General features: G+C 63.3%; 19 protein-coding genes. 14 read left to right on the top strand and 5 right to left on the bottom strand.

The window, feature by feature from the left end:
* The first annotated feature begins 38 nt into the window (after nt 1–38).
* The gene (locus BM315_RS09855; protein ID WP_090500376.1) at nt 39–878 is read left to right on the top strand and encodes an alpha/beta fold hydrolase; all 840 of its coding nucleotides are present in this window, start codon (nt 39–41) and stop codon (nt 876–878) included.
* Here BM315_RS09855 and BM315_RS09860 read toward each other — a convergent pair.
* The gene (locus tag BM315_RS09860; protein ID WP_244527286.1) at nt 848–2,710 is read right to left on the bottom strand and encodes a diguanylate cyclase; all 1,863 of its coding nucleotides are present in this window, start codon (nt 2,708–2,710) and stop codon (nt 848–850) included. The two genes, BM315_RS09855 and BM315_RS09860, sit on opposite strands and share 31 nt — an antisense overlap.
* 334 nt (nt 2,711–3,044) lie before the next feature.
* Here BM315_RS09860 and BM315_RS09865 point away from each other — a divergent pair, with 334 nt between their 5' ends.
* Complete coding sequence (locus tag BM315_RS09865; protein ID WP_090500378.1) at nt 3,045–3,494, top strand: acyl-CoA thioesterase; 450 nt, start codon at nt 3,045–3,047, stop codon at nt 3,492–3,494.
* A 9-nt stretch (nt 3,495–3,503) separates the two neighbouring features.
* On the opposite strand, the gene BM315_RS09870 is transcribed toward BM315_RS09865, so the two are convergent.
* Nucleotides 3,504–3,893 carry a hypothetical protein gene (locus BM315_RS09870; protein ID WP_090500380.1) on the bottom strand — a complete coding sequence of 130 codons (390 nt, stop codon included), beginning with the start codon at nt 3,891–3,893 and terminating at the stop codon, nt 3,504–3,506.
* A gap of 150 nt (nt 3,894–4,043) precedes the next feature.
* On the opposite strand from BM315_RS09870, the gene BM315_RS09875 reads away from it, so the two are divergent.
* Complete coding sequence (locus BM315_RS09875; RefSeq protein ID WP_090500382.1) at nt 4,044–5,033, top strand: tRNA dihydrouridine synthase; 990 nt, start codon at nt 4,044–4,046, stop codon at nt 5,031–5,033.
* Between the two features lie 190 nt (nt 5,034–5,223).
* Here the strand turns inward: BM315_RS09875 and BM315_RS09880 are convergent, their stop codons facing one another.
* The 3 genes from BM315_RS09880 to BM315_RS09890 form a co-directional block, all read right to left on the bottom strand.
* Nucleotides 5,224–5,970, bottom strand: a complete 747-nt coding sequence (locus BM315_RS09880) for an SDR family oxidoreductase (RefSeq protein WP_090500384.1) — start codon at nt 5,968–5,970, stop codon at nt 5,224–5,226.
* A 38-nt stretch (nt 5,971–6,008) separates the two neighbouring features.
* Nucleotides 6,009–9,686, bottom strand: coding sequence for a PAS domain S-box protein (locus tag BM315_RS09885; RefSeq protein WP_090500386.1), 3,678 nt, complete (start codon nt 9,684–9,686; stop codon nt 6,009–6,011).
* Between the two features lie 86 nt (nt 9,687–9,772).
* Nucleotides 9,773–10,678 (bottom strand): LysR family transcriptional regulator, encoded by a 906-nt coding sequence (locus tag BM315_RS09890; protein WP_090500388.1) that lies wholly within the window; start codon nt 10,676–10,678, stop codon nt 9,773–9,775.
* Nucleotides 10,679–10,894: 216 nt separating this feature from the next.
* Between BM315_RS09890 and leuC the strand changes: the two genes are divergently transcribed.
* From leuC to BM315_RS09945, 11 genes are all read left to right on the top strand, one after another.
* The gene (gene leuC, locus BM315_RS09895; RefSeq protein WP_090500451.1) at nt 10,895–12,322 is read left to right on the top strand and encodes a 3-isopropylmalate dehydratase large subunit; all 1,428 of its coding nucleotides are present in this window, start codon (nt 10,895–10,897) and stop codon (nt 12,320–12,322) included.
* Nucleotides 12,323–12,333: 11 nt separating this feature from the next.
* On the top strand, nt 12,334–12,981 hold the full coding sequence (leuD, locus tag BM315_RS09900; protein ID WP_090500390.1) for a 3-isopropylmalate dehydratase small subunit: 648 nt from the start codon (nt 12,334–12,336) through the stop codon (nt 12,979–12,981).
* Nucleotides 12,982–13,070: 89 nt separating this feature from the next.
* The gene (gene leuB / locus BM315_RS09905; RefSeq protein ID WP_090500392.1) at nt 13,071–14,153 is read left to right on the top strand and encodes a 3-isopropylmalate dehydrogenase; all 1,083 of its coding nucleotides are present in this window, start codon (nt 13,071–13,073) and stop codon (nt 14,151–14,153) included.
* 55 nt (nt 14,154–14,208) lie between these two features.
* The gene (gene asd, locus BM315_RS09910) at nt 14,209–15,321 is read left to right on the top strand and encodes an aspartate-semialdehyde dehydrogenase (RefSeq protein ID WP_090500394.1); all 1,113 of its coding nucleotides are present in this window, start codon (nt 14,209–14,211) and stop codon (nt 15,319–15,321) included.
* Nucleotides 15,322–15,483: 162 nt separating this feature from the next.
* The gene (locus BM315_RS09915; RefSeq protein ID WP_090500395.1) at nt 15,484–16,494 is read left to right on the top strand and encodes an aspartate-semialdehyde dehydrogenase; all 1,011 of its coding nucleotides are present in this window, start codon (nt 15,484–15,486) and stop codon (nt 16,492–16,494) included.
* Nucleotides 16,495–16,648: 154 nt separating this feature from the next.
* Nucleotides 16,649–19,450 (top strand): motility hub landmark protein FimV, encoded by a 2,802-nt coding sequence (locus BM315_RS09920; RefSeq protein ID WP_090500397.1) that lies wholly within the window; start codon nt 16,649–16,651, stop codon nt 19,448–19,450.
* A gap of 3 nt (nt 19,451–19,453) precedes the next feature.
* The gene (gene truA / locus BM315_RS09925) at nt 19,454–20,320 is read left to right on the top strand and encodes a tRNA pseudouridine(38-40) synthase TruA (protein WP_090500399.1); all 867 of its coding nucleotides are present in this window, start codon (nt 19,454–19,456) and stop codon (nt 20,318–20,320) included.
* Nucleotides 20,321–20,365: 45 nt separating this feature from the next.
* On the top strand, nt 20,366–20,986 hold the full coding sequence (locus BM315_RS09930) for a phosphoribosylanthranilate isomerase (RefSeq protein ID WP_090500401.1): 621 nt from the start codon (nt 20,366–20,368) through the stop codon (nt 20,984–20,986).
* Between the two features lie 194 nt (nt 20,987–21,180).
* Complete coding sequence (gene accD, locus BM315_RS09935) at nt 21,181–22,071, top strand: acetyl-CoA carboxylase, carboxyltransferase subunit beta (protein WP_090500403.1); 891 nt, start codon at nt 21,181–21,183, stop codon at nt 22,069–22,071.
* Nucleotides 22,068–23,375 (top strand): bifunctional tetrahydrofolate synthase/dihydrofolate synthase, encoded by a 1,308-nt coding sequence (gene folC / locus BM315_RS09940; RefSeq protein WP_090500406.1) that lies wholly within the window; start codon nt 22,068–22,070, stop codon nt 23,373–23,375. Before accD ends, folC begins: the two co-directional genes overlap by 4 nt.
* Nucleotides 23,359–23,970 carry an SPOR domain-containing protein gene (locus BM315_RS09945; protein ID WP_090500407.1) on the top strand — a complete coding sequence of 204 codons (612 nt, stop codon included), beginning with the start codon at nt 23,359–23,361 and terminating at the stop codon, nt 23,968–23,970. Before folC ends, BM315_RS09945 begins: the two co-directional genes overlap by 17 nt.
* The last annotated feature ends 363 nt before the right edge of the window (nt 23,971–24,333 follow it).

The raw sequence follows: 24,333 nt of genomic DNA on the forward strand, positions 1-24,333 counted from the left end.
ATCGTTTGATGTGAGCCTGTCGTATGAGGAGAAGGGCAATGAACAGCATGAACTGGGTACGTGGATTCAACGCCACCGTTGGCTGGGTGGCGCCGCAGGCGGTGGCGAGCAATCTGCGGCGTCAGTTCATGACGCCGCGCAGGCTGCCGCCGCGCGATTGGGAGCTGCCGCTACTGGCGCAGGCCGAGCGCATCACCCTGCGTTTCGGGCTGTCGGCATTGCGCTGGGGTAGCGGGCCGACGGTGCTGCTGATGCATGGTTGGGAAGGTCGGCCGACCCAGTTTGCCGAGCTGATCAAGGCCTTGGTGCAGGCCGGTTACGGCGTGGTCGCCCTGGATGCCCCGGCACATGGTCGCTCGCCGGGAGAGGAGGCGAATGTGGTGCTGTTCGCCCGCGCCCTGCTCGAGGCCGCCGGTGAGTTGCCGCCACTGCAGGCGGTGATCGGTCACTCGATGGGCGGCGCCAGCGCCTTGCTGGCGACACAGTTGGGCTTGCGTGCCGAGGCTGTGGTCAGCATCGCGGCGCCGAGCCGGATTCTCACCATGCTGCGGCGTTTTTCCCACTATATGGGCTTGCCCGCCCGGGCGCGGGCGCATTTTGTCCGGTTGGTCGAGGAGAAAGCGGGCATGCCGGCCGGAAAGCTTGACGTGAGGCACTATCAGCTGGATTTCCCTGGTTTGATCGTGCACGCCGCCGACGATCCGCTGGTGCCCTATAGTGAGGCGCAGGCGATCCATGAGGCCTGGTTCGATAGCCGGCTGTTGCGTATCGAGCAGGGCGGGCACCAGCGGGTCTTGGCCGATCCGCAGCTGGTCCAGGCGGTTGTGCAGCTATTGGCCAGTTTGCGTCAGGCTTCGCTAAGCGAACTGGCCTCATAGTTTTCCACGCGATTGCGCCCGGCCGCCTTGGCTCGGTAGAGGGCCAGGTCGGCGCGATTGAGCAGCTGTTCGCTGTCCGCGCTGGTGGGGATCGCGGCGCATACGCCGATGCTGATGGTCAGGTTGATGATCCGGTCTTGATGGATGCAGGGGTGGCGGGCCAGGTCATCGCGCAGTTGTTCCGCCAGCTCATGGGCGCCGGCCAGATCGGTATCGCTCAGCACGGCGACGAACTCTTCGCCGCCGAAGCGGGCCAGCAGATCGGCCGCCCGCAAGCGCTGTTGCAGTCGTTGGGCGGCATGCTGCAGGCAGGCGTCGCCGGTCAGATGACCGTACTGGTCGTTGACCTGCTTGAAATGGTCGAGGTCCATCATCAGGATGGCCGTGGGGCGCTGGCTGCGCATGGCCTGGGCCTGGGTGCGGTGCAGCTCTTCGTTCAGGGTCTGGCGGTTGAGCAGGCCGGTAAGGCCGTCCCGGCGGTTACGTTCGGACAATTGCTGGTGGGCGCCGGAAAGCTCGCTCAGGGCCTGTTGCAGAGCCGCGGTACGCTCTGTGACGCGCAGTTCCAGGCCGTCATTGATCTGTCTCTGCAGGTCCAGGCCCTTGGCCTGCTCCATGCGCAACTGGTGCTCCTTGGCGAACAGGCGCGCCTGGGCCAGATGGTGTGCGCTCTGCGCCTGACGGATGCGCGCGGCCAGGGCGATGGAGAACACCGTCAATTCGATCAAGCCGCCAATCTGTTGGGCGTGCAGGGTCAGTAGCGAGTTGGCGATCAAGCCGGTGCCGCTGAGGATGCTGAACAGGCTGGCGGCGATCAGCACGAACCAGCCGATGGCGAAGAGGCGGGCGGCCCGAAGGCCGGCGCGCCAGCGCAGCAGGGTGAACAGGCTGGCGAGCACGGCGCCGACGATGACCAGGGCGAAACTGCCGATCAGCGCCACTCGGTAGGGGCCGAGCAGGGCCAGGCCGATGACCAGCCAGGTGCAGGCCAGCAGCAGGCGGGTGATCCAGGTGTAGAAGGGCGGAGCATTCTTGAGCTCGAGCACCCCGTAGGTGAACAGGATGGCGAACAGGGTGGTCACGGCCGAGCTGAGCGGAAAACTCAATTGCTGCCAGCCGAGCGAATGCGGCCATAGCCATTGCAGGGCGAAGCCGAGCTGGATGAACTGGTAGCCGCCGAAGCTGGCGACGAACAGGCTGTACCAGAGGTAGTTGCGGTCGCGGGTGATGAGGAAGATCGCCAGGTTGTAGATGAACATCGCCGCCAGTGCGCCGAAGAACAGGCCTTGCAGAAGCAGCATGCGTTGTTCGTGACGGTCGAAGGCTGCGCGGGTCATCAGGCTGGCGCTGAGGTTGGCCGAGCCTTCGGTCTGCATGCGCAGGATCAGCTCGCGGCTTTCTCCGGCGGCCAGGCGCAGCGGTAGCAGCAGTTGCCGGTGCTCGATCCAGCGCGCGGCGAACGGGCGCTGATCGCCGGCGCGGTAGACCTGCTCGCCATCCAGGCCATAGGCGTCCAGATAGTCCAGCAGCGGGTTAGCGATCAGCAGTACCCAGTCCATGCTGCGCGGTTCGGGGTTATGCAGTTGCAGGCGCAGCCAGTAGGCGTTACCGCTATAGCCGAAGCTGGCGTCGCGGCGGGCAACCGGCTGCCAGGCCGAGTCCGGCAGGCGGCGCACATCGTCTATATCTGCCTGCTTTTCTGGATCCTGCCAGACCTGCATGAAGGGGCCGGGCAGCACGGGTTGCTCCGTAGCGGGCAGCGACAGGACATCTGCCAGGCTCAGGCTGGGCAGTAGTAATAGCAGCAGTAACAGGCGTAAGGCGGCAAGCAAGTGCTAGGTTCTCGGGCGAGTGGGGCGCCGGTGTGGCTTGATGTCCGGGCGATAGCCTAGTGGCTTTTAGCTATTAACCAAAGTGGTTTAAGCCTGTAGTTGCTCGCAGGCTGGCGGTGCATGCCGTGCTGTTGCCCGCGTGTAGAATTGCAGCCAGCATGTGCGGCATGGAGTTGCCGCCCCTTTAATGCCTAGAATGGTGCGCCGGCCAGCTCCGGCGGTACCTCACTTGAAAACTCAGGAGCAAGCCCATGCGCCCGGCGCTGAAGATCAATCAACTTTCGACGCGTCCTGTGCCTGCGGGCGCGTCTCGCGGCAGACTGGAGCGGCAGCGATGAACTGGGATCTGGCGAATCCGTTCGTGATCGACATCAGCGTGGTTGCCGACGACATCGACGGTCTCGGACACGCCAATAATGCCGTCTATGTCAGCTGGCTGGAGCGCTGCGCCTGGCGTCATTCCCAGTACCTGGGCCTCGACCTGGCCGAGTACCGCCGGCTCGACCGGGCCATGGCGGTGCTGCGTCACGAGATCGACTACCTGGCCAGTGCCTATGAAGATCAGCAATTGCAGATGGCCACCTGGATCGTCGAGTCCGATCAGCGTTTGAAGATGGACCGGCGCTTTCAGCTGGTGCGTCCGGAGGATGGCCTGACCCTGTTGCGGGCCAAGACCACCTTCGTCTGCATCGAACTGTCCAGCGGCAAGCCCAGGCGCATGCCGGCCGAGTTCGTCGAGGGGTATGGCCGTGCGTTGCAGTTACCCTTTCCCCTGGAGCTTTGACTGGTGCCGTTAGTGCAGTTGCGGCGCCAGGAACAAAGCATGGTTGTCGAGCATAATCTGGTACCGCCGGGTCTCTCCTGGCTTGAGCAGAATCGACTGGCCGCTGGCCAGGCCGGCGGCATCGCAACTGCCAGCTGATTTCAGGCGCGCCCTGAGGTTGAGAGTGCCAGCCGGCACCTCCAGGCTCACCGACTCACCGCCCGGCAGTTGTGCCGCCGGCTGGTTCTCCACGAACAGCTCGACAGCGCAGGCGTTCGGCACCTTGCGGTCGCGGCCGATCACCAGTTGGGCCATGTGTTCGGCTGTGGGGCGCAGTTCAGATTCGCCGGTTTCCCGTGACTCCGCCTGGCTCAGACCGAGGCTGAGGTACAGGCTGGCGAGCAGTATCGGAATGCGCATATTTGTCCTCCATGGCGTTGTAGTGACCTTGTTATGGACTCCCTGAGGGTGACGGTGTTCCATGTCGTTCGCCTCGGCGTGCGCGGGCAGGCATTTCATCCAGGGCCATGCGCCGCGTACACTACGCGGCGTTTTTTCGAGAATTTCTCTATGCAGATCGCCCTTGCACCCATGGAAGGATTGGTCGATGAGATCCTTCGCGATGTGCTGACCCGGGTCGGCGGAATCGACTGGTGCGTGACCGAATTTATCCGCGTCACCGAGCGGGTGTTGCCCGTCTCGACCTACCAGAAACTGGCGCCGGAACTGTTCAGCGCTGCGCGAACGGCGGCCGGCACGCCGTTGCGCGTGCAGTTTCTCGGCTCCGATCCGCAGTGCCTGGCGGATAACGCCGCCTTTGCCTGTGGCCTCGGCGCACCGGTGATCGACCTCAACTTCGGCTGTCCGGCGAAAACCGTGAACAAGTCCCGTGGCGGCGCGGTGTTGTTGAAAGAGCCGGAACTGCTCCATGCCATCGTCCGCGAGGTGCGCCGCACGGTGCCGGCCGGGATTCCGGTGACGGCCAAGATGCGCCTGGGTTTCGAGCATAAGGACCATGCCCTGGAGTGCGCCGAGGCCCTGGCCGAAGGTGGGGCGTCGCAGTTGGTGGTGCACGCGCGGACCAAGGTCGAGGGCTACAAGCCGCCGGCTCATTGGGAGTGGGTGGCGCGGGTGCAGGAGGCGGTCAGGGTGCCGGTGTTCGCCAATGGCGAGGTGTGGACGCTGGACGACTGGCGGCGTTGCCGCGAAATCAGCGGCGTCGATGACATCATGCTCGGCCGCGGCCTGGTGGCGCGGCCGGACCTGGCCCGGCAGATCGCCGCGGCGCGGGCCGGGCAGGCCGTGGTCGAGATGGACTGGGCCGCCTTGCAACCCCTGCTCGCCGATTTCTGGCAGCAGGCCCGGCGCAAGATGTCCCCGCGCTATGCCCCGGGACGCCTGAAGCAATGGCTGGCGATGCTCACCCGCAGCTACCCCGAGGCGTTCGCGTTGTTCAATCTGCTGCGCCGGGAGAACGATTGTAATCGGATCGATGTCTTGCTCGGCATAGATGCGGCCGGTGACCATCAGCCAGCAGCCGGCTTTCGTAGGATGGGTTAGCCGCCGAGACGATGTGTGGCTAGACGATATTTTAGGCGCGGCGTAACCCATCATTGCGGTGTGCCTGCTGATACCGTGGCGGGTGCGGCATCTTCTTTCGGACTCCACGCGCTGCCCCGGATTGCGCCGAGGCCTGCTCTATGAATTTAGGCGGGCTACGGGAGTACGCATGGCCGGGCGATCGTGACCCTCAGCGGCCGCCGCTGACATCCAGCAGTGCACCGCTGGTGTAGGACGCCTGGCCGCTGGCCAGCCAGAGAATCGCTTCAGCCACCTCCTCGGCCAGGCCGCCGCGGCCCATGGGTACGCTCTGGCTGACCCGGGCGACCCGTGCCGGCTCGCCGCCGCTGGCGTGGATCTCGGTGTCGATCACCCCGGGGCGCACGGCGTTGACGCGGATGCCTTCGCCGGCGACTTCCTTGGCCAGGCCCAGGGTCAGGCTGTCGATGGCGCCTTTGGCGGCGGCATAGTCGATGTATTCGCCCGGTGCGCCGAGGCGGGCGGCCACCGAGGACAGGTTGACGATGGCGCCGCCGCGACCGCCATGGCGGGTCGACATGCGTAGCACCGCTTCGCGGGCGCAGAGGAAGCTGCCGAATACGTTGACGGCGAAGACCCGTTGCCATCGACCGACATCCATCTGTTCCAGGCGCATCTGCTGTTCCAGGATGCCGGCGTTGTTGACCAGCACGTCGAGGCGACCGAAGTGCTGGTCGAGGCTGGCGAACAGGCGCAGCACCTGGGCTTCATCGGCTACGTCGGCCTGCACGGCGATGGCCTGACCGCCAGCCTCGATGATCTGTTTGGCCAGGGTTTCGGTGGCCTCGGCGTGCCGGCAGTAATTGAGGCACAGGGCATAGCCCTGGGCCGCTGCCAGCCGGGCGGTGGCAGCGCCGATGCCGCGGCTGGCACCGGTTATCAGCATGACTTTAGTCATGGACGGACTCCTTCGGTATCGCCCTCGGCCGTTGCTTTTCATGCCCGGCGCGGGCGTTGCGGGGTGTGCATCAACAGGGCGCGAAACTCCCCTAGCGGCAGAGGTTTGCTGAACAGGTAGCCCTGGTACAGGTGGCAGCCTTGCTGCTCGAGAAAATCCAGCTGCTCCTGCTGTTCGACCCCTTCGGCAATGATCGCCAGGCCAAGGCTGCGCGCCATGGCGACTATGGCACGGATGATTTCCGCATCGTTGGCGTCATGGTGGGCGTCGCGGACGAAGGATTGGTCGATCTTCAGCAGGTCCACCGGCAGGCGTTTGAGGTAGGTCAGCGAGGAATAGCCCGTGCCGAAATCGTCCATGGCGAAACTGACACCGAGCTTCTTCAGGCGATTCATCTTGGCGATGGTATCCTCGATGTTGTGGATGACGATGCCTTCGGTGATTTCCAGCTTGAGCATGGATTCGGGCAAGGTGCTGTTGCGCAGGCTGCTTTCCACCCGCTCGACAAAGTCGTGGTGGCGGAACTGGCGCGGGCTGATGTTGACGCACAGGCTGAAGTTCTGCGTATCGATCAAGCCTTCTTCGAGCAGCTGCGCGCAGGCGTGGCAGGATTCTGCGAGCACCCAGCCGCCGGCTTCGAGGATCAAGCCGCTCTCTTCCAGAACGTGGATGAACAGCGCCGGCGACTGCGCGCCCAGGGTTGGATGGAGCCAGCGCAGGAGTACTTCGGCGCCGATGATCTGGCCGGAGCGGGCATCCGCCTGGGCTTGGAAATGCAGCTCGAACTCGCCGCGCGCCAGGGCCAGGCGCAGGTCGTTTTCCAGGCGTAAACGTTCGCTGGCGGCTTCCTGCATGGTCCGGCGGAACAGCTGGACGGTATTGCGCCCGGAGTCCTTGGCGCGATAGAGGGCGATGTCGGCACGTTTCAGCAGGTCGGCCGGGGTGGCGCCGTGGTCGGGGATCAGGGCGATGCCGATGCTTGGCGTGACCTGCAGGCGGTGGCCGTCGATGAGCATGGGTTCGGCCAGCAGCATGCGCAGTTTTTCGGCGACCATGCGGGCCTGGCGGGTGACGGCCGAGCGTCTGCCTTCGAGGCCGGAGAGCAGTACGACGAACTCGTCGCCGCCGAGGCGGGCGACCGTGTCTTCCTGGCGCACGCTGGCTTCCAGGCGGGCGGTGACCAGTTTCAGCACGCTATCGCCGACCGGGTGGCCGAGCGAGTCGTTGATGTGCTTGAAGTGGTCGAGGTCGAGAAACAGCAGGGCACCGCGCAAATCGTGGCGTTTGAGCAGGGCGATCTGCTGGGTCAGGCGGTCCATCAGCAGGGCGCGGTTGGGCAGGTTGGTCAGCGAGTCGTGGTAGGCCAGGTGCTGGATTTGCGCCTGGGCGTCCTTCAGCAGGCTGATATCGCGGGCGGTCAGCAGCAGGCAGTCGAGGCCGTTGAGGTCGATCGGCTCGACCGAGACCTCCACTGTCTTGACGCTGCCATCGCGGTGCTTGCCGAGCATCTCCCGATGCGTCACACGGCCGTCGCGCTGGAGCGTCTCGAGCATCTCCTGGCGCTGCCTGGGGTCGGCCCAGACGTTCATTTCCAGGGCCGAGCGACCGATGACCTCCTCGGCGCGGTAGCCGGTGAGGCGGTGGAAGCCTTCGTTGACCTCGATATAGCGGGCCGTATCGCGTTCGGTGATGGTGATGGCGTCGGGGCTGGAGTGAAAGGCCTTGGCGAACTTTTCCTGGCTGGCCTTGAGCGCGGCCTCGGCTTGCAGGCGTTCGCCGACGTCGCGGAAGGTGGAGAGGATGCACAGCTGGCGGTCGACCCTGATGAAACGGCAGGACACCACGCAGGTCAGTTCGGTACCGGCCTTGGTGCGGTAACGGGCCTGCTCGTTGTCCAGGCCCTGTTGCGCGGTGAGCTTGTCATACAGGCGTTGGCGTTCGTCGCGCTCGACCCAGAAGTCGAGCGCCGGGCCGCTATGCCCGACGATCTCCTCTGGCGTCCAGCCGAAGGCCGCGCTGAAGCTCTGGTTGATTTCGACGAACACGCCGTCGCGGATGCGCGACACGCAGATGGGGTCGGGGCTGGCCTGGAACAGGCTGGCGAATTTTTCCTCCGAGGCGGCCAGGCGTTGTTCACGCTGCACCCGCTCGCTGATGTCGATGAGGATGCCAGCCATGCGCAGGGGCTGGCCTTGTTCGTCACGGTAGAGCTTGGCGGTGCTTTCGAGGAAATGGACTTCGTCATTGCCGTAGATCGCCCGATAAGTGACCTGGTAGTCCTGTTCGCCACTTCGCGTCAGTTCGTTGTAGGTCTGGCGCATGGCGCGCCGGTCGTTCAGCGGCACATGGCTGAAGAACTGCTGAAAGTCACCGTGAAAGGGCTCCTGGCTCAGGCCGTGTAGCGCCGAGGCGCGGGGCGAGGCGAACAGCATGTTGCTCGGGATGTGCCAGTCCCAGGTACCCAGGTCGGCCGATTCCAGGGCCAGGTTCAGGCGTTCCTGGCTGTTGTTCAGGGCCTGCTCCTGGGCGCGCTGCCGGGTGATGTCGCGTACCGTCAGGACCAGTCCGGTGCGCCCGCCCAGCTCGATCTCTCCGCCGAACAGCAGGTTGCTGCTGACGCTGCCGTCACGGCTGTGCAAGCGTACTTCCAGCTCGTTCAGGCTGCCTTGGCGCAGTGCGTCGAGCATGCGCTGGCGGTCATCGGGGTCGGCCCAGATCCCCAGTTCCAGCGAGGTGAGTCCCAGGGTTTCCTCACTTTTCCAGCCGAACTGCCGCTCGAAAGCCGGGTTGACCTCGACAAAGCGCCCGGTTTCCTTGTCGGTGATCACCACCGCATCGGGGGTGTGGCGGAACGCCTGGGCGAATTTTTCCTCGCTGTTGCGCAATGCGGCTTCGACGCGCTTGCGTTCGCTGGTATCGAGGAAGGTGCAGAGCAGAAAGGTTTGCCCATCCAGCTCGATGTATTGGCTGGACATCAAGCCGTCGAGAATGCGGCCGTCGCGGGCACGCAGCTGCACTTCCTGGGTGACCGGCTCGCGGCTGTTCGGTGCGGTGTGGCGCAGATGGTCGCGCTGCCGGTCATGCACCCAGAGGTTCAGGTCGAGGGTCGAGCGGCCGATGACCTGGTCGGTCGGCCAGCCGAAGGTGCTGGCGAAATGCTGGTTGGCCTCGGTGATCACGCTGTCGGCGAAACGCACCAGCAGGATCACGTCCGGGCTGAGGTGGAACAGATTGGCGAAGCGCTGCTCGGAGTTGCGCAGCGCCTGGGCGCGCTGCTGTTGGACGGTGATATCGCGAACCACCCCGAACATCTTCTGCCGGCCAGCGTCGTCGACCTGCAGGCTGCCGCTGATTTCCAGCCAGTGCAGGCTGCCGTCCGGCCAGCGGATACGGTGGCGCAAGGCGCTTTTGCTCGGTACGCCATCGAGCACGGCCTGGAACAGTTGGAGCACCTCGTGCCGTTCTTCTTCCGGGATCAGCTCGATATAGTCGACCGGGGTGCGCACGGGGCGATTCGGATCCAGGCCGAACAATGCCTGGGCACCACGCGACCAGTTGATCTGGCCGCTTGGCACATCCCAGTACCAGGCGCCCAGTTGCGCGCCGTTGAGTGCCGCCAGCAGGCGCGGGGCGTCATTCCAGGTTTTCTCGAATACGGTTGGATCCAGGGCAGGAATGTGCGGCAGCGGTGGCCGGTTGTCACTGGCGTTGGCCATTGGCGGCCTTTTGGTCGTGGGGTGAGCTGTGCCGTGTCGAGCGGTGCAGGGTCATGTAACGGGCCCTTTGTTATTCGTTATGCGCCTCACGTTAGCCTTTGCGCGGGCGCCAGCGCAAGGCTGTCGCGTTGGCCATCGAGCAGCTGCATGAAAGCCCGTGCGGCATTCGACAGGGTGCGCTCGGTGTGCGAGATATAGCCGAGCTGCCGCGACAGCTGGATGCCGGGCAGCGGCAGGCGCGCGACCTGCTCGTCGAGCATGGTGCGCGGCAGTACGCTCCAGGCCAGGCCGATCGATACCATCATCTTGATGGTCTCCAGGTAGTTGGTGCTCATGGCGATATTCGGTGTCAGCGCCTGGGCTTCGAACAGGCGCCGCACGATATGGTGGGTAAAGGTATTGCCGCCGGGAAATACCGCCGGGTGACCGGCCACGTCGGCCAGGCTGATCACGCCACTGCGGGCCAGCGGATGCTCGGGCGCTGCGACGAAATCCAGCGGGTCGTCCCATACCGCGACCGCATGCACCGGTTCGCGGGTCTCCGGGGCCAGGGTGATCACCGCCAGCTCGGCGCGGCCATGCAGGACTTCTTCGTAGGCCACTTCGGAGTCGAGAAACTGGATGTCCAGCGCCACCTGCGGGTGGGCGCGGGTGAAGGCACGCAGCAAGGGCGGCAAACGGTGCAGGCCGATGTGGTGGCTGGTGGCCAGGGTCAGGCGGCCGCTGACCTCGCCGCTGAGGTTGTTCAGGGCGCGGCGGGTATCGTCCAGCACATTGAGGATCTGATAGGCGCGCGGCAACAGGGCGCGGCCGGCCTCGGTCAGGCTCACCTCACGACCCAGGCGGTCGAACAGGCGTACATTTAGCTGCTGTTCCAGGCTGGCGATGCGCTTGCTCACGGCCGGTTGGGTCAGGTGCAGGCGTTCGGCGGCCTCGGAGAAGCTGCCAAGCTCGGCGATGGCGATAAAGGCATTGAGGGTGGCGAGATCCATGACGCAATAGCTCCAAGAGATAAGCCATAAGCTGCAAGAGGGGCGTCGCGAGCCCTTGCTTGCGGCTTGAGGCTTGCAGCTTACGACTATTCCTTAAGGGAATCCTTCGAATAAAAAATATGAATTTGAGTAATTCGATCCAGGCTCTTAGGATCACCCTATAAATAAAGGGCTATTCGTCCTTTGCATAGAAACACGCTGATGAGGGAACCGCTGATGGCCGGCAAAACGCTCTACGACAAGCTCTGGGACATGCATGAGGTGAAGCGCCGTGACGATGGTTCGTCGCTGATCTACATCGACCGCCATATCCTTCACGAAGTGACCTCGCCGCAGGCCTTCGAAGGGCTGCGTCTGGCCGGGCGCAAGCCGTGGCGCATCGACGCCAACATCGCCACCCCGGATCACAACGTGCCGACCACCAAGGCCGAGCGCCAGGGCGGTCTGGAGTCCATCGCCGACGAGGTCTCGCGCATTCAGGTGCAGACCCTCGACGAGAACTGCGACGACTTCGGCATCCTCGAATTCAAGATGAACGACGTGCGCCAGGGCATCGTCCACGTGGTCGGCCCGGAGCAGGGTGCGACCCTGCCGGGCATGACCGTGGTCTGCGGCGACTCGCACACCTCGACCCACGGCGCCTTCGGCGCGCTGGCCCACGGCATCGGCACCTCCGAGGTCGAGCATGTGCTGGCGACCCAGTGCCTGGTGGCGAAGAAGATGAAGAACATGCAGGTGCGCGTGGAGGGCCAGTTGCCCTTCGGTGTCACCGCCAAGGACATCGTCCTCGCGGTGATCGGCAAGATCGGCACCGCCGGCGGCAACGGCCATGCCCTGGAGTTTGCCGGCAGCGCGATCCGTGACCTGTCGCTGGAAGGGCGCATGACCATCTGCAACATGTCGATCGAGGCCGGTGCCCGGGTCGGTCTGGTGGCGGTGGACGAGAAGACCATCGCCTACGTCGAGGGTCGCCCGTTCGCCCCCAAAGGTGCGGACTGGGCCAAGGCGGTCGCCCAGTGGCAAGACCTGGTGTCCGACGTCGACGCGCATTTCGACACCGTGGTCGAGTTGCGTGCCGAGGAGATCAAGCCGCAGGTCAGTTGGGGCACGTCGCCGGAAATGGTCCTGGCTGTCGATCAGCATGTGCCGGACCCGGCCGCCGAAAACGACCCTGTGAAGAAGGATTCGATCATCCGCGCCCTGAAATACATGGGTTTGCAGGCCAACCAGGCGATCACCGATATCCAGCTGGATCGGGTATTTATCGGCTCCTGCACCAACTCGCGGATCGAAGACCTGCGCGCCGCTGCCGCGGTGGCCAAGGGCCGTAAGGTCGCGGCGACCATCAAGCAGGCCATGGTGGTGCCGGGCTCCGGCCTGGTCAAAGCCCAGGCCGAACGAGAGGGGCTCGACCAGGTGTTCATCGAGGCCGGTTTCGAGTGGCGCGAACCGGGCTGCTCCATGTGCCTGGCGATGAACCCGGACAAGCTCGGCAGTGGCGAGCATTGCGCGTCCACCTCCAACCGCAACTTCGAAGGGCGTCAGGGCGCTGGCGGACGTACCCATCTGGTCAGCCCGGCGATGGCGGCGGCGGCGGCGGTGACCGGCCACTTTATCGATGTGCGTGAATTGATCCGGCCTTAAGGAGTCCGAACATGAGAGCTTTTACTCAACACACCGGCCTGGTCGCGCCGCTCGATCGCGCCAACGTCGACACCGATCAGATCATTCCCAAGCAGTTCTTGAAATCCATCAAGCGCAGCGGCTTCGGCCCCAACCTGTTCGACGAGTGGCGCTACCTGGATGTCGGTCAGCCCAACCAGGACAGCTCCCGGCGTCCGCTGAACCCGGATTTCGTGCTGAATTTCCCGCGTTATCAGGGCGCCAGCGTGCTGCTGGCGCGGGAGAACTTCGGCTGCGGCTCGAGCCGCGAGCATGCGCCCTGGGCCCTGGAAGAGTACGGTTTCCGCGCGATCATCGCGCCGAGCTTTGCCGATATCTTCTACAACAACAGCTTCAAGAACGGCCTGTTGCCGATCGTTCTCGACGAAAATGATGTCGATGAGCTGTTCCAGCAGAGCGAAGCCAACGAAGGCTATCAACTGACCGTCGACCTGGCGGCGCAGACCGTGACCCGCCCGGACGGCAAGCAGTACGCTTTCGAGGTCGATGCCTTCCGCAAGCATTGCCTGCTCAACGGCCTGGACGATATCGGCCTGACCCTGCAGGATGCCGAGGCGATCAAGGCCTTCGAAGCCGATTACCAGCAGAAGAGCCCCTGGCTGTTCGGCGCGATCAAATAAATGGGGTGCGTGGGGCCGCCCAGGCCGCGTGCACCCGTTAACCGAGTTGCTGGTGCGCACGGCGCACCCTACGGCGTATTGAGGACAAGATGAGCAAACAGATTCTGATTCTGCCCGGCGACGGTATCGGCCCGGAAATCATGGCCGAGGCGGTCAAGGTGCTGCAGTTGGCCAACGACAAGTTCGACCTGGGCTTCGAGCTGTCGTTCGATCAGCTGGGCGGCGCCGCCTATGAGCAATACGGTGTGCCGCTGGCCGACGAAACCCTGGCGCGCGCCCGCGCCGCCGATGCGATCCTGCTCGGTGCGGTGGGTGGCCCCCAGTGGGACGCCATAGACCCGGCCCTGCGCCCCGAGCGCGGCCTGCTGAAGATCCGTTCGCAGCTGGGCCTGTTCGCCAACCTGCGCCCGGCGATCCTCTATCCGCAGTTGGCCGATGCCTCGTCGCTCAAGCCGGAAGTGGTTGCCGGACTGAACATCCTGATCGTGCGCGAACTCACCGGCGGCATCTACTTCGGCAGCCCGCGTGAATCGCGCGTGCTGGAAAATGGCGAGCGCATGGCCTTCGACACTCTGCCGTACAGCGAAAGCGAGATTCGCCGTATCGCCCGGGTCGGTTTCGACATGGCCCGCGTGCGCGGCAGCAAGCTGTGCTCGGTGGACAAGGCCAACGTGCTGGCCTCCAGCCAGTTGTGGCGCGCCGTGGTCGAGGAAGTGGCCAGGGATTACCCGGATGTCGAACTCAGCCACATGTACGTCGACAACGCGGCGATGCAACTGGTGCGCGCACCCAAGCAGTTCGATGTAATGGTCACCGACAACATGTTCGGCGACATTCTGTCGGATGAGGCTTCCATGCTCACCGGTTCCATTGGCATGCTGCCGTCTGCTTCGCTGGATGCCAACAACAAGGGCATGTACGAGCCGTGCCATGGTTCGGCGCCGGACATCGCCGGGCAGGGCATCGCCAATCCGCTGGCGACCATCCTCTCGGTGTCGATGATGCTGCGCTACAGCTTCAGCCAGGGCCAGGCCGCCGATGCTATCGAGCAGGCGGTCAGCAAGGTGCTGGATCAGGGTCTGCGCACCGGCGACATCCATTCGGCGGGCACGACCAGGGTCGGCACTGCGGCCATGGGCGATGCGGTAGTCGAAGCGCTGCGTAGTCTGTAATCTTCCAGGTTCTCCGGAACGTTTCCGGCGGTCTGTTCATATAGGTGTAGTGGTTATGAAACGTGTAGGTCTGATCGGTTGGCGTGGCATGGTCGGTTCCGTGCTGATGCAGCGCATGCTGGAAGAGCAGGATTTCGACTTGATCGAACCGGTATTCTTCACCACCTCCAATGTTGGCGGTCAGGGCCCGGCCATCGGCAAGGACATCGCCCCGCTGAAGGATGCCTACAGCATCGACGAGCTCAAGGGCCTGGACGTGATCCTCACCTGTCAGGGTGGCGACTACACCAGCGAAGTCTTCCCCAAGCTGCGCGAGGCTGGCTGGAAGGGTTACTGGATCGACGCCGCGTCTTCGCTGCGCATGACCGATGACGCGGTGATCGTGCTCGATCCGGTCAACCGCAAGGTGATCGACCAGTCCCTCGACGCGGGCATGAAGAATTATATCGGCGGCAACTGCACCGTCAGCCTGATGCTGATGGCCCTGGGCGGTCTCTACGAAGCCGGTCTGGTCGAGTGGATGAGCGCCATGACCTATCAGGCGGCGAGCGGCGCCGGCGCGCAGAACATGCGTGAGCTGATCAAGCAGATGGGCGCGATCAACGGTGCGGTGGCCGACGATCTGGCGAACCCGGCCAGTGCCATCCTGGATATCGACCGCAAGGTGGCCGAGGCCATGCGCGGAGAGTCCTTCCCGGTGGACAACTTCGGTGTGCCCCTGGCCGGCAGCCTGATTCCCTACATCGACAAGGAACTGCCCAACGGCCAGAGCCGTGAAGAGTGGAAGGCCCAAGCCGAGACCAACAAGATTCTCGGCCGCTTCAAGAATCCGATCCCGGTCGATGGCCTCTGCGTGCGCATCGGCGCCATGCGCTGCCACAGCCAGGCGTTGACCATCAAGCTGAACAAGGATGTGCCGCTGTCGGATATCGAAGGGCTGATCAGCCAGCATAACCCCTGGGTCAAATTGGTACCCAATCAGCGTGAGGCCAGTATCCGTGAGCTTGGCCCAACTGCCGTCACCGGCACCCTGAGCGTACCGGTCGGGCGTCTGCGCAAGCTGAACATGGGCTCGCAGTACCTGGGCGCCTTCACTGTCGGCGACCAGTTGCTGTGGGGCGCCGCCGAACCGCTGCGCCGTATGCTGCGGATTCTGCTGGAGCGTTGATAGCTGGCGCAGTGAGTTTGGCCTGAGCGTGCCCAGCTGGAATGAATAGGAGCGAGCGGTGTCGATGATCGAGATGTTGAGCGATCATCGGCATAGCTGGCTCCTTTGCATTTGTGGGGCTGCGCTATACAGTGCGCTGATTATTCCGTCAGAAGCCTGTCCATGACCCGTACCTTTGATATCGCCGTGATCGGCGCCACCGGCAGCGTCGGCGAAACCCTCGTGCAACTGCTCGAAGAGCGCGATTTCCCCGTGGCCAATCTGCACCTGCTGGCCAGTGGCGAGTCGGCCGGGCGTTCCTTGTCGTTCAAAGGCAAGAATCTGCGGGTGCGCACCCTGGAATCTTTCGATTTCTCCAGCGTCGGCCTGGTTTTCTTCGCCGCCAGTGAGGCGATTACCCGCAGCTATGCGTCCAGGGCCCATGCGGCTGGTTGTACCCTGATCGATCTGACCGCCGCTTTGCCGACCGAACAGGCGCCTCGGGTCGTGCCTGAAGTAAACCCCGAGGTCTTGAAGACCCTCGCTGCGCCCTATCAATTGACCAGCCCGAGTCCCGCGGCGATTGCCGTGGCGCTGGTGCTGGCCGCTCTGCGCGAGCGGGTCGATGTGCAGCGTGTGGCGGTCACGGCTTGTCTGGCCGTTTCCAGTCGCGGGCGTCAAGGCGTGTCCGAGTTGGCCCGGCAAACCGCCGAATTGCTTAACGGTCGTTCATTCGAGCCGCAGTTGTTCGACCGCCAAGTTGCCTTTAATCTGCTGGCGCAAGTGGAAATGCCGGATAGCGCCGGCCATGGCGTCTTGGAAAAACGCCTGGCCAATGAACTCAAGGAGTTGCTTGCTCGGCCGCAGTTAAAGGTATCGGCAACCTGTATTCAGGCACCGGTGTTCTTTGGCGACAGTTTCAGTGTGTCGCTGCAGGCAGATGCTGCTGTCGATCTGCCGGCGATTTGTGCGGCTCTACAGGTATGTACCGCCCTGGAATACATCGAGTCCGGCGATTATCCGACGGCTGTGGGCGATGCGGTGGGGCAGGATGTGGTGTATGTAGGCCGCGTGCGTGGCGGGCAGGATGACCCTGCGGAACTCAATTTGTGGATTGCGTCTGATAATGTGAGGAAAGGCGCCGCCTTGAACGCTGTGCAATTGGCTGAGTTATTGATAAAAGACTATCTGTAAAAGATACTTAGCTGGAAATCTGAATAATCTTTCGAGCTTGGCAACATTGGCTGAGTTGATTGCTGAATGGGGAGCCACCTTCGGGTGAATGCAGGCAGCAGCTATCAAGATCCTCTCGGATATCGAGAAAAAAGATAAAACAAGGGATAACGCTATGGTTCGGGTTCGCAAACTGGTGCTGGCAATCGCAGCTGCTTCGGCACTGTCCTCCGGTATGGCGCACGCGCTGGGACTGGGTGAGGTGACCTTGCAGTCGGCGCTGAATCAGCCGTTGGTGGCTGAGATCGAATTGCTTGAGGTGCGCGACCTGGCTTCCAATGAGTTGCTGCCGAACCTGGCGTCCCCCGAAGAGTTCACCAGGGCCGGAGTCGAACGTCAGTATTTCCTGACCGACCTCAAGTTCACCCCGATCCTCAAACCCAATGGCAAGAGCGTCATCCGTGTGACCTCGAGCAAACCGGTGCGTGAGCCTTACCTGAATTTCCTGGTCGAGGTGCTGTGGCCCAATGGCCGCCTGTTGCGCGAGTACACGTTGCTGCTCGATCCGCCGCTTTACTCGCCGCAAACCGCTGTTGCCGCGGCGCCGCAGCTGCCGGTAGCCGCGCCGGCACCACGCCCGCAAGCCAGTGCTCCTATTCAACGTTCAGCTCCGCAAGCCAGTGCGCCGGTGGCGCGTGCGCCAGCCGCTGCGCCAAGTGCCTTGTCAGGCGATGAATACAAGACCACGGCCAATGACACCCTGTGGGAAATCGCCCAGCGCGTGCGCGGCGGCGGCAGTGTGCAGCAAACCATGCTGGCCATTCAGGATCTGAATCCTGATGCCTTTATCGGGGGCAATATCAATCGCCTCAAGAGCGGCCAGGTGTTGCGTCTGCCTCAAGAGCAGCAGATTACCAGCCGTGCCCAGGCCGAAGCAGTGGCCCAGGTTACCGAACAGAATGCCGCCTGGCGCGAGGGGCGTGACGTTGCTGCCAGTGCACGCCAACTGGATGCGACCAGGCGCAGTGTTGCCGGCGCAGCGCCTGCCGAGGCCAAAACGCAGGACAGTCTGAAGCTGGTCGCCGCCGATACCGGCAAGGCCGCCAGTGGCAGTGAGGCAGGTGCCGCCGATAGCAAGGCGCTGAGCGACAAGTTGGCGGTGACTCAGGAGGGGCTGGACTCCACCCGCCGCGAGAACGAGGAGCTGAAAGGGCGCATGAGTGACCTGCAAGGTCAGCTCGATAAATTGCAACGTTTGATTCAACTCAAAGACGATCAGCTGGCCAAGCTGCAGGCCGACCTTGCTGCGCAAGCGCAGGCTCCTGCGGCAGAAGTCCAGACCGAGACGCCCGTCACGGCTGTACCGGTAGCGCCCGCCGCTGCGCCGGTTGTCCCCGCAGCAGCCGAAGCCCCCGACCTTAACCAGGGCGAAGAACCAGCGGTTGGCGAAGCCGAGCCCCTGCAGCCGGTTTCTCCGCCTGCCATAGCCGTTGAGCCTGCAGCGGCGCCCGTCGCCGAGGTGCCGCCAGCTCCGGTGGCCAAAGCCGCCGCTCCGGTCGTTCCGGCCAAACCTGTTGAACAGCCGCCACAGCTCAGTACTTTCGATGACCTGCTCGCCAATCCCATGCTCCTGGGGTTGGCCGGTGGCGGCGCGTTGCTGGTGCTATTGATCGGGCTGATGATGCTGTCACGGCGCAACGCATTGAAGGAGGCCGAGCTGCACGAACGTCAGGCTGCCGAGAGCCACGACAATAGTCTCGATGGCGATATGCAGCTGCCGGCCGACAGCTTCCCCGATGACATCCTCGACAGCCCGGCTGCTGCCGAGTCAGGCGAAGATCGTGTGATTGCGCAAACCAACGATGCGCTGGGCGAGGCGGACATCTATATCGCCTATGGCCGTTTCAATCAGGCTGCCGAGTTGTTGCAGAATGCCATCAACGATGAACCGCAACGCAGTGACCTGCGGCTCAAGCTGATGGAGGTTTACGCCGAACTGGGTGACCGTGAAGGTTTCACCCGTCAGGAAGGCGAATTACATGAAATTGGCGGTGTCTCTGCCGAGGTCGAGCAATTGAAAGGCAAGTATCCGGCGATCGCGGCTTTCGCCGGCGCCGGTGTAGCTGCCGCTACCTTGGCTGACGATGATTTTTCCAGCTTCAGTATGGATGATCTGAGTCTGGATGAGCCAGATCAGCCGGCGGCTGCTGCAGGCGACCTGGATGATGCCTTCGATTTGAGTCTGGACGATCTTGAGTCCGACCTCGAGCGTGAGCTGAATGCGTCGGGTAGCGATGCTTCGCTGGCTGACCTGGACAGCCTGTCGTTGGACGCTGAGCTGGATCTGGCTGCACCGGTCGAGCCGGTGGAGGAAGACGATGAGCTGGAGTTCGATCTGAGCCTTGACGATGCCACCGCCGAGAATGTGGAGCTGGCTGGGGATCTGGCGGATTTCAGCCTGGATCTGGATGCCGAGAGCAAGCCGGCAGAAACCGATGAAGAGGAGTTTCTGTTGAGCCTGGACGATGAGCCGGCTGCCGAGCCTGTGACTGATGAGCTGGCCGCTTTGAGCTTCGATTTGCCGGGCGCAAGCGAGGGTGAGAGTTTCGACCTGTCCGACGACTTCGATCTGTCGCTAAGCGATGAGGCTGCGGTTCAGCCCGGCGGCGATAGTTTCGCTGCCCAGCTCGATGAGGTGACCGCAGAGCTGGATCAGTTGTCGGAGAGTCTGGATCAGCCCGCCGAGTTGACTCAGCCAGCACCTGATGCTGCGCTGCAAGGGGCTGATCTGGATGGCGACGATGATTTCGACTTCCTCTCCGGGACCGATGAAACCGCGACCAAGCTTGACCTGGCGCGCGCCTATATCGACATGGGCGATACCGAGGGTGCGCGTGACATCCTCGATGAAGTGATCGCCGAAGGTAACGATGGTCAGCAGCAGGAAGCGCGTGAGCTGATCTCCAACTTGGTTTGATCCATGTCTGATGCAATACCCGCAGCGGCAGCCGATTCGGCTGCCGTTGGCATTTACAGAGTTGCCCTCGGTGTCGAATACAAAGGCTCGCGTTATCGTGGCTTTCAGCGCCAGCGTGCCGGCGTGCCGACCATCCAGGGATCCCTGGAAAAAGCCTTGTCGAAAGTGGCTGGTGGCGCGCCTGTCACCCTGAGCTGTGCCGGGCGTACCGACGCGCTGGTGCATGCCAGTGCTCAGGTGGTGCATTTCGATACGCCGGTCGAGCGCTCCACGCTCGCCTGGGTCATGGGGGCCAACCGGAATCTACCGGTCGATATCAGCGTGGTGTGGGCCAAGCTCATGCCGGCGCACTTCGATGCGCGTTTCTGTGCCATGGCCAGGCGTTATCGCTATGTGATCTACAACGATCAGATTCGCCCGGCGCATATGGCCGAGGAAGTGACCTGGAATCATCGGCCGCTGGATATCGGGCGCATGCGCGAAGCGGCGCAAGCCTTGGTCGGGACGCACGATTTCAGTGCCTTCCGTGCCCGCCAGTGCCAGGCCAAGTCGCCGATCAAGACCGTGCATCACCTGACATTGCTCGAACACGGCCGCTTCATCGTTCTGGATATTCGTGCCAATGCGTTCCTCCATCACATGGTGCGCAATATTGCCGGGGTATTGATGACCATCGGTGCCGGCGAGCGGCCGGTGGAGTGGGCGCGTGAGGTGCTGGAAACCGGGGTGCGGCGCACGGGTGGGGTGACCGCGCATCCATATGGCTTGTATCTGGTGCAAGTCGACTACCCGCAGGAGTTCGACTTGCCCACCCGTTATCTGGGGCCGCACTTCCTCTCGGGATTGCCGGATGTGACGGCAGACGCCTAGGCGTTCCTTTGCTACCATCGGCCCTTTACTGGAGGTATTCGCCCGTTGCCAGTCGTTCGCTGCAAGATCTGTGGAATTACCCGCGTAGAAGACGCATTGGCTGCCGTTGAGGCTGGTGCGGACGCTATCGGTCTGGTGTTTTATGCCAAGAGCCCGCGCGCCGTGACCGTGCCGCAGGCGCAGGCGATTCTGGCGGCGTTGCCGCCGTTCGTGACCACGGTGGGGCTTTTCGTCGATTGCGCACGCAGCGAGTTGAACGCCATTCTCGATGTGTTGCCGCTCGATCTGCTGCAGTTCCATGGCGACGAGTCTCCGGCTGCCTGTGAGGGTTTTCGTCGGCCTTATATCAAGGCATTGCGGGTCAAGCCGGGCGACGACATTGCCGCCCGGATCGGCTTGTACGGCTCTGCCGCTGGCGTTTTGCTGGATACTTTTGTACCGGGCGTGCCGGGCGGGACCGGCGAGGCGTTCGACTGGTCATTGGTGCCGCAGGATTTGTCTGTGCCGATTATCCTGGCGGGAGGCTTGACGCCGGAGAATGTGCGCGCCGCTATCGAGCAGGTGCGCCCTTATGCGGTGGATGTCAGCGGCGGTGTCGAGGCGAGCAAGGGTCTGAAGGACAGCGACAAGATTCATGCGTTCGTACATGCGGTCAGGGGGGCCTGAGCCAATGCTTGGTCGATGTGACGGCGCTGCAGGCTTGGCCGTCCATAACCCAGATGCAGTGACCGCCTTTGGCAGTCGAGGTCAAGGTGGCGGACGGCCCCTGTTGAGACTGCCCTCGTGAATTTGCTTGGATGTGCCGGCAAGGCCCTGTGCCAGACGCCTGTTCGAGCCCACAGTTTTGGAGAATCAAAAGCATGAGCAACTGGTTGGTAGACAAACTGATCCCATCGATCATGCGGTCCGAAGTCAAGAAGAGTTCGGTGCCCGAAGGCCTCTGGCACAAATGTCCGTCCTGCGATGCGGTGTTGTACAAACCCGAGCTGGAGAAGACTCTGGATGTCTGCCCCAAGTGCAACCACCACATGCGCATCAATGCGCGTGCGCGCCTGGATATCTTCCTCGATGCCGAAGGCCGCGAAGAAATCGGTGCGGAGCTGGAGCCGGTCGATCGCCTGAAATTCCGCGACAGCAAGAAGTACAAGGACCGCCTGACTGGCGCGCAGAAGCAGACCGGCGAAAAAGACGCACTGATCGCCATGCGCGGCACGCTCGAGTCGATGCCCGTGGTGGCCTGTGCCTTCGAGTTCTCCTTCATGGGCGGTTCTATGGGGGCGATCGTTGGCGAACGTTTCGTGCGTGCGGCCAACGTGGCGCTGGAGCAGCGTTGCCCGTTCGTGTGCTTCTCCGCTTCGGGCGGTGCGCGCATGCAGGAAGCGCTGATTTCGCTGATGCAGATGGCCAAGACCTCTGCGGTGCTGGCGCGTCTGCGTGAAGAAGGGGTTCCGTTCGTCTCGGTGTTGACCGACCCGGTCTATGGCGGCGTTTCCGCCAGCCTGGCCATGCTCGGTGATGTCATCGTCGCCGAACCCAAGGCGCTGATCGGTTTCGCCGGTCCACGGGTGATCGAACAGACGGTGCGGGAAAAACTCCCGGAAGGTTTCCAGCGCAGCGAGTTCCTGATCGAGCACGGCGCCATCGACATGATCATTCCTCGCGAAGAGTTGCGCACGCGCCTGGCCAGGTTGCTGGCTCAGTTGATGGGGCGGCCGTCGCCCGTTGCCGATGCATTGCCGGTCACTGCATGACCGGGCGCTCCCTGGCCGATTGGCTGGCGTACCTGGAGCAATTGCATCCAAGCGCCATCGATATGGGGCTGGAACGCTCCAGAGCCGTCGCGCAGCGCTTGGGTTTGTCCAGGCCTGCGCCGCGGGTGATCACGGTTACCGGGACCAATGGCAAGGGCTCGACCTGTGCTTTTCTTGCCGCTTTGCTGCAGGAGCAGGGGCTCAAGGTCGGGGTGTACAGCTCGCCCCACCTGGTGCGCTACAACGAGCGAGTGCAGATTGCCGGTGTCGAGGCCGGCGATGCCGAGCTTTGCCAGGCTTTCGCGGCGATCGAGGCCGCGCGTGGTGAGATTTCCCTGACCTATTTCGAGATGGGCACCCTGGCGGCTTTCTGGCTGTTCCAGCGCGCAGCCCTGGACGCCGTGGTGCTGGAGGTCGGGCTGGGTGGGCGTCTGGACGCGGTCAACCTGATCGACGCCGATCTGGCCCTGGTGACCAGTATCGGCATCGATCACGCCGAGTGGCTGGGCGATAACCGCGAGTCGGTGGCCTTCGAGAAGGCCGGCATCTTTCGCGCGGGCAAGCCAGCCTTGTGTGGCGATCTCGACCCGCCGCAGACGTTGCTGGCGCAAGCGGCGTTGCTGGATGCGCCGTTTTTTCTGCGCGGTCGCGATTACGGTCTGAGCATCGAAGGGCGGGACTGGTCCTGGTTCGGCTTGAATGGCAACGGCGAGGGCGTGCGTCTGCAGCACATGCCATTGCTCGATCTGCCGATGGAGAATGCCGCGCTGGCCTTGCAGGCTTATGCCTTGCTCGATCTGCCCTGGCAGCCCGAGCGAATCGCCAGCGCCTTGTCGCGCACCCGGGTCACCGGTCGCCTGGATCGGCGGATGCTGAGTTGGCAGGGTAAGCCCCTCACGTTGCTGCTGGATGTTGGGCATAATCCCCACGCGGCCGAGTATTTGGCGCGGCGTTTGTCCGGCAGGCCGTTGGCCGGTAAGCGCTTGGCGGTGTTCGGCCTGTTGGCCGACAAGGATCTGGCCGGGGTGGTGATGCCCTTGCTCGATCAGGTCGTGGAGTGGGCGGTGGCGCCGCTACCGACCAGTCGCACCCGTCCGGCCGGCGAGTTGCAGGCGTATCTGCACAATTGTGGCGCGCAGGTGACGGCCCATGCCGATGTGCAGGCGGCGTTGCAGGCGCAATGTACGCGGGCGTCGGCAGGCGATGAAATACTGCTGTTCGGGTCTTTTTACTGCGTGGCCGAGGCCCTGGACTGGCTGGCCCGCCATGCCAAGGGGGATGTGCAGGATGGCTTTGCTGGATAAAGGATTGAAGCAACGCATTGTCGGCGCTTTGGTGTTGCTGGCCTTGGCGGTGATTTTTCTGCCCATGCTGTTGTCGCGTGAAGACGAACTGCAGCCTGTGGTGGTCGATGCGCCGGCGATGCCGCAGGCGCCGAGCATGCCGCAGATTGAAATGCAGCCGGTGATCGTGCCTGAGCCTCAGTTGTTGCCTGAGGAACCTGAGGAATCGCTCGCGGATGAGTCCATTGCCGAGGCTCCGGCCACTGCCGATCTGGCGCCGGTTCCGCTACCCGCGCCGCCTGAGCCGGTGGCGGCCCCTCCCGCACCAGTAGCTGCTCCGACTCAAGCCCCCGCCAGTCGCCTGGATGTCAACAGCTTGCCGGTCAGTTGGTCGGTGCAATTGGCCAGTCTGTCCAGCCGCGCGGGAGCGGAAAATCTGCAGAAAACCCTGCGCAGTCAAGGCCACAACGCCTATATCCGCAACGTGGATGGGATGAATCGAGTGTTCGTCGGTCCCTTGATCGAGCGAGCGGAAGCCGATCGCCTGCGTGACCAATTGAACCGCCAGCACAAACTCAGCGGCATCGTGGTGCGCTTTCAGCCGGAGCGCAGCTAGCAGGCTGTTGAAAAACTACCTGCGTTGCCGCTGCGTCGTTAAAAACAGGCTCGGGTGCGAGCCCAATGCTCATTTACAACAGTAAACTGCGCTTTTGACTCGCTTCGCTCGCCCTGCGGGCCAGCCTGCGGCTGTTACTCCGCTGCGCTGCGTTTCGCCTGTTTTGGCCTAGCCTCGGCTGCCTCGCCTACGTTTTTCAACGGCCTGCTAGTAGGCGAACGGAGCTTGAGGTCGCCGGTACGCCGGGTGCGGCGAGGCGATATGAGCGGGTGCGGCTGTTTTCCAGTGAGCCGGGCATCCTTTGTTTACCCCAGTGGCGGGGGCTCTGTTAAAATGCAGCGCCTTTTCCGTAGGTAACTCGCA

The organism is Pseudomonas borbori (genome assembly GCF_900115555.1).
Classification (GTDB): Bacteria; Pseudomonadota; Gammaproteobacteria; order Pseudomonadales; family Pseudomonadaceae; genus Aquipseudomonas; species Aquipseudomonas borbori.